Source organism: Nocardioides sp. (assembly GCF_036401255.1).
Classification (GTDB): Bacteria; Actinomycetota; Actinomycetes; order Propionibacteriales; family Nocardioidaceae; genus Nocardioides.
Genome location: NZ_DASWVI010000309.1, coordinates 1 through 4,788 on the forward strand (window position 1 = coordinate 1; position 4,788 = coordinate 4,788).

The 4,788-nt window shown below is 73.5% G+C and carries 4 protein-coding genes; 2 read left to right on the top strand and 2 right to left on the bottom strand.

The features are described 5' to 3' along the window. On the top strand, positions 1-834 hold an 834-nt coding region (locus tag VGD85_RS14550; protein ID WP_331064160.1), incomplete at its 5' end, for a class I SAM-dependent methyltransferase. Positions 835-1,070: 236 nt separating this feature from the next. Here VGD85_RS14550 and VGD85_RS14555 read toward each other — a convergent pair. Further along, a complete protein-coding gene (locus VGD85_RS14555; protein ID WP_331064161.1) occupies positions 1,071-2,327 on the bottom strand; it encodes a nucleotide sugar dehydrogenase in 1,257 nt (418 codons plus the stop codon). Positions 2,328-2,399: 72 nt separating this feature from the next. Here VGD85_RS14555 and wecB point away from each other — a divergent pair, with 72 nt between their 5' ends. Continuing rightward, positions 2,400-3,539 (top strand): non-hydrolyzing UDP-N-acetylglucosamine 2-epimerase, encoded by a 1,140-nt coding sequence (wecB, locus tag VGD85_RS14560; RefSeq protein WP_331064162.1) that lies wholly within the window; start codon positions 2,400-2,402, stop codon positions 3,537-3,539. Between the two features lie 3 nt (positions 3,540-3,542). Here wecB and VGD85_RS14565 read toward each other — a convergent pair. Then, the coding region (locus VGD85_RS14565) for a stealth family protein (protein ID WP_331064163.1) at positions 3,543-4,788 on the bottom strand (1,246 nt) is incomplete at its 5' end.

Below are 4,788 nucleotides of genomic sequence, written 5' to 3' on the forward strand. Positions count from 1 at the left end.
CTCGCCGGCCACCGGGCCGCGCTCGCTCGCATCGACCGGCTCCAGGCGCGCCTCGAGGGCCAGGCCCGGGCCGGGCAGCGGCGCCAGGAACAGGCCGCTCGCCGCGGCCAGAAGCGGGCGGACCGCCAGCTCGCCCGGATCGGCGCCGTCGTGTCCGCCGTCGAGAAGGTCCCGCGCAAGGTCTCCACTGCCGTCCAGCGCGAGGGCATCGTCACCCGTCGGCAGCTCCAGGCCCTGCTCAACCTCACCGAGATCGTGCCGCTGCGCGCCGGCCTGCCGCCGCTCGGCGGCTGGGCGGCCTCACCCGACCTCGTGCTCGAGGTCGTCGACCACCTGCTCGCCGAGCGGCCACGGGTCGTCGTCGAGCTCGGCAGCGGGGTGTCGACCGCGGTACTCGCCCTCGCCGTCCGCGAGCACGGACTCGACACCCGCATCGTGTCGCTGGACCACAACGCCCACTACGCCGCGCAGACCCGCGAGCTGCTCGAGCGCCACGGCGTCGCCGACCTCGTCGAGGTCCGCTACGCGCCGCTGGCCCGCACGCACGTCCCGGACCACCTGACGCCGTGGTACGACGAGGCCGCGGTCGCCGACCTCGCCGACATCGGGATGCTGGTCGTGGACGGGCCGCCGAAGGCGACCGGCCCGGCCGCGCGCTACCCGGCCGTGCCGCTGCTCGCCGACCGGTTCGCGGCGCGCTGCAGCATCGTCGTCGACGACACCGTGCGCCCCGAGGACCGCGCCGTCGTCACCCGCTGGGCCGACCGGCTGCCGGACTTCGACGTCCGCGACCTGCCCCTGGAGAAGGGCGCGGTCGTCCTGCACCGCGGCTGATCGGGGTCGAGTCGGCGCTTGTGCAGGCCTTGGGGGCGTCGAGTCGGCGCTTGTGCAGGCCCTCGGGGTGTCGAGTCGGCGCTTGTGCAGGCTTGGGGGCGTCGAGTCGGCGCTTGTGCCGGCCCTCGATCTGCATTGGCGCCGACTCAGCACGTCACGGATCTGCATTGGCGCCGAGTCGGCACCCTGACGGGCTGCATTGGCGCCGAGTCGGCACCCTGACGGTGCGCGCGGGGTCAGAGGCGGTGCGCCTGGGTGCCGGTGGTGCGGCCCCGGGTGTCGAACAGGCAGCGCGCGCCGGCCTCGAGCGCGTCGAGGTCGTAGTCGGAGTGGTTCTGCAGGAGCACGGTGACGTCGGCGTCGGCGGCCTCGGCGAGCAGGTCGCCGACGGCGCGCTCGGTGCCGGGGACGTCCCAGTCCTCGACGTACGGGTCGTGGTAGCGCACCACGGCACCGGCGCGCAGCAGCCGCTTGGCGACGTCGGTCGCCGGCGACTCGCGCTGGTCGGCGATGTCGGGCTTGTAGGTGACGCCGAGCAGCAGCACGGTGCTGCCGCGCAGGGCCTGGGACCGGTCGTTGAGCAGCTCGCTGACCCGGCCGACGACGTACGACGGCATCGCGGAGTTGATCTCCTGGGCCAGCTCGACGAACCGGAAGCTGTAGCCGAGCTGGGTGCGCACCCGGTGGCTGAGGTAGTTGGGGTCGATCGGGATGCAGTGGCCGCCCACGCCGGGCCCGGGGGTGAACGGCTGGAACCCGAACGGCTTGGTGGAGGCGAGCCGGATGACCTCCCAGAAGTCGATGTCGAGCTCGTGGAAGAACCGGGCCATCTCGTTGACCAGCGCGATGTTCACGTGCCGGTAGGTGTTCTCGAGCAGCTTGGCGGACTCGGCCTCGCGGGTGCCGTTGGTGACGACGACCTCGTCGACCACCTGGGCGTAGAAGTCGCGCACCCGCTCGGCGGCGACCGGGTCGTCGGCGCCGACGACCTTAGGGGTGTTCTTGAGGCCGAAGCGCGGGTTGCCCGGGTCGATCCGCTCCGGGCTGTAGGCGACGTGCAGCCGGTCGGGGCCCAACCCGGAGAGCTCCTCGAGCATCGGGCGGACCACCTCGGCCGTGGTGCCGGGGTAGGTCGTCGACTCGAGGACGACCAGGGTGCCGGGGCGCAGGTGCGGGCCGATGCTGCGGCAGGCGCCCTCGACCGCGGCGAGGTCGGGGCCGCCCTCGGCGCTCAGCGGGGTGGGCACGCAGATCACGACCACGTCCGCGTCCTGGATGCACGTCACGTCGTCGGTGGCGCGGAAGCCGCGGGCGACCAGGTCGGCGATCTCCTCGTCGGACAGGTCGTCGACGTGGGAGCGGCCGCCGTTGAGACCCGCCACCACCGCGGGGGTGATGTCGAAGCCCGTCACGGGCAGCCCGGCCCGGACCGCCTCGGCGACCAGCGGGAGGCCGACGTAGCCCAACCCGACGACAACGAGCTTGCTGGTCATCCTGCTCCTCCCGCGGACCGACGCCGCTGCTAAGGTGCGGCAGCCCGAAACCCTAGTCGAGGACGTGTCCGCATGCGTGAAGGCCCCCGCACCGCGACGACGCCGACCGAGGGCCCGACCGAGGGCCCGACCGAGGGCCCCGTGGTCTGGCACGTCACGGGCGCCCGGCCCAACTTCCCCAAGGCCGCACCGGTGCTGCGCGCGCTCGCGGCCCGAGGCATCGCCCAGCGGCTGGTCCACACCGGCCAGCACTACGACGACAACATGTCGCGGGTCTTCTTCGAGCAGCTGGCGCTGCCCGAGCCGGACATCAACCTCGGCGTCGGCTCGGGCAGCCACGCCGTGCAGACCGGCACGATCATGGCGCGGCTCGAGGAGCTGTGGGTGGCCGCGCCGCCGGCGCTCGTGGTCGTCTACGGCGACGTGAACTCCACGGTCGCGGCCGCGATGGTCACCAGCAAGCTCGGCATCCCGCTCGCGCACGTCGAGGCCGGGCTGCGCAGCTTCGACCGGACGATGCCCGAGGAGGTCAACCGGCTGGTCACCGACCGGCTCAGCGACCTGCTGCTGGCCACGAGCGTCGACGCGGTCGCCCACCTGGCCCGCGAGGGCGTCGACCCCGACGCCGTCCACCTGGTCGGCAACCCGATGATCGACACCCTGCTCGCCCACCGTGGCGAGCTGGGGCCGCACCGGCTCGACGGGCTCGGGCCGCTGCCCTCGGCGTACGCCGTCGCGACGCTGCACCGGCCCGGCAACGTCGACCGCGACGAGGACCTCGCCAAGGTCGTCGCGGCGCTGCACGCGACCGCCGACCAGGTGCCGCTGGTGCTGCCGGTCCACCCGCGCAGCCGGCCGGGGCTCTCGCGCACCGGCCTGTTCGAGCACGCGGGCGTGCACGCGGTGGACCCCCTGGGCTACCTGGAGTTCCTGAGCCTCGTCGACGGCAGCGCGCTGGTGGTGACCGACTCCGGCGGGATCCAGGAGGAGACCACGGTCCTCGGGGTGCCGTGCCTGACGCTGCGGCCCAACACCGAGCGGCCGGTCACGATCACCGACGGCACCAACCGGCTGGTCACGGCCGAGGGTCTCGCCGGCGTGGTCGGCGAGGTGCTCGCCGCTGGTCGGCCGGACGACTGGCCGGTCCCGCCGCTCTGGGACGGGCTGGCGGGCGAGCGGATCGCGCGGGTCGTGACCCGCTTCCTGGGCTAGCGCTCAGCGCTCCCAGGGTGCCCGGATCGGGAAGTAGGCCTCGAGGAACGCCGCGAGCTCGCGGTCCAGCCGCGCCGCGGACATCGCGTAGTCGTGGTGGTCGCCCAGGCAGAAGAAGTCCTGCCCCCGCCCCAGCAGCTGGTTGAGCTGGCGGAGCAGGTCGCTGTTGGAGAGGTTGACGAACTCGAACTCGGCCTCGCCGAGAAACGCGGTGCCGGTCGCGAGACCGTAGTGCTGGCCGAGCGAGCTGAGCATCGAGACGTCGGTGTCGGAGCGGAACGGGGCGGCCGCGGTCGCCGCCACCGCCTCGGGGAACCGCCGCTCGATCTCGTCGAGCACCGAGCGCCGGTGCGGGTGCGGGGTGTGCGCGAGGTTGTTGGTGGTGACGACCCCGAACGCCTCGCGCAACAGTCGCCGGTTGTTCCAGGCCGCCTTGAGGTACGGCGGCGCACCCGGCACGTCGTCGAGTCCGACCTGCGTCGGCGAGAGGAACGCCGCGAACAGGCCGGCGGGGCTGAAGAAGATCTCCGGCGGCACCGGACGGCCGAGGAAGACGTCGTCGTTGACGTAGACGAAGTGCTCGGTGAGGTCCGGCACGTGGTGCAGCGAGGTCTCGATCGCGTGCGAGTTGAACGTCGGCAGCGCCGCCGTCGGGAGGATCTCGGTGTGGTCGACCACCCGGATCATCGGGTGCGACGGGTCCAGCCAGTCGGGCACCTGGCCGGCGGTGACGAGGTGGATGCGGCGTACCCAGGGCGCGAACAGGTGCAGGCTGCGCATCGAGTACCGCAGCTCGTCGCGGGAGACGAACCGCGCGCGCCCGCTGGACTCCCGGGTGAGCGCGGTGCCGCTGAGCCGGGCCAGCCGGTCCTCGCGCGCCGCGTTCCACTCCGGGTCGTTGCCGTCGACCCAGGTGTAGACGACGTCGATGGGGAACCCGCACTCGTTGACCGTGCGCTCGGCCATCAGCGGCAGCGTGCGCACGGACACGCCCTCGACCTCGGTGGCGACGGTCGGCGTGCCGCGGGGGATGCGCCGGGCGTAGCGGTTGGGCCGGGCCGAGACGAGCTCGTCCTCGACGCTGGTCTCCCAGAACTCCAGCACCACCCCGCAGCGCTGGCCGAGCAGGCTCGCCCGGTCACCGTCCTCGGGCCACGGCTCGAGGAAGACCGCTCCCGAGCGGCCGCGGCGCAGGTCGGCGGCCACCGCGGCGACCGAGCCGCGCCGCTCCGGCCAGCCGTGGGCGGCG

Excerpts from the sequence above, each read along its gene's own strand:
- wecB (WP_331064162.1), top strand. The coding sequence starts at position 2,400 with ATGCGTGAAGGCCCCCGCACCGCGACGACGCCGACCGAGGGCCCGACC.
- VGD85_RS14555 (WP_331064161.1), bottom strand. The coding sequence starts at position 2,327 with ATGACCAGCAAGCTCGTTGTCGTCGGGTTGGGCTACGTCGGCCTCCCG.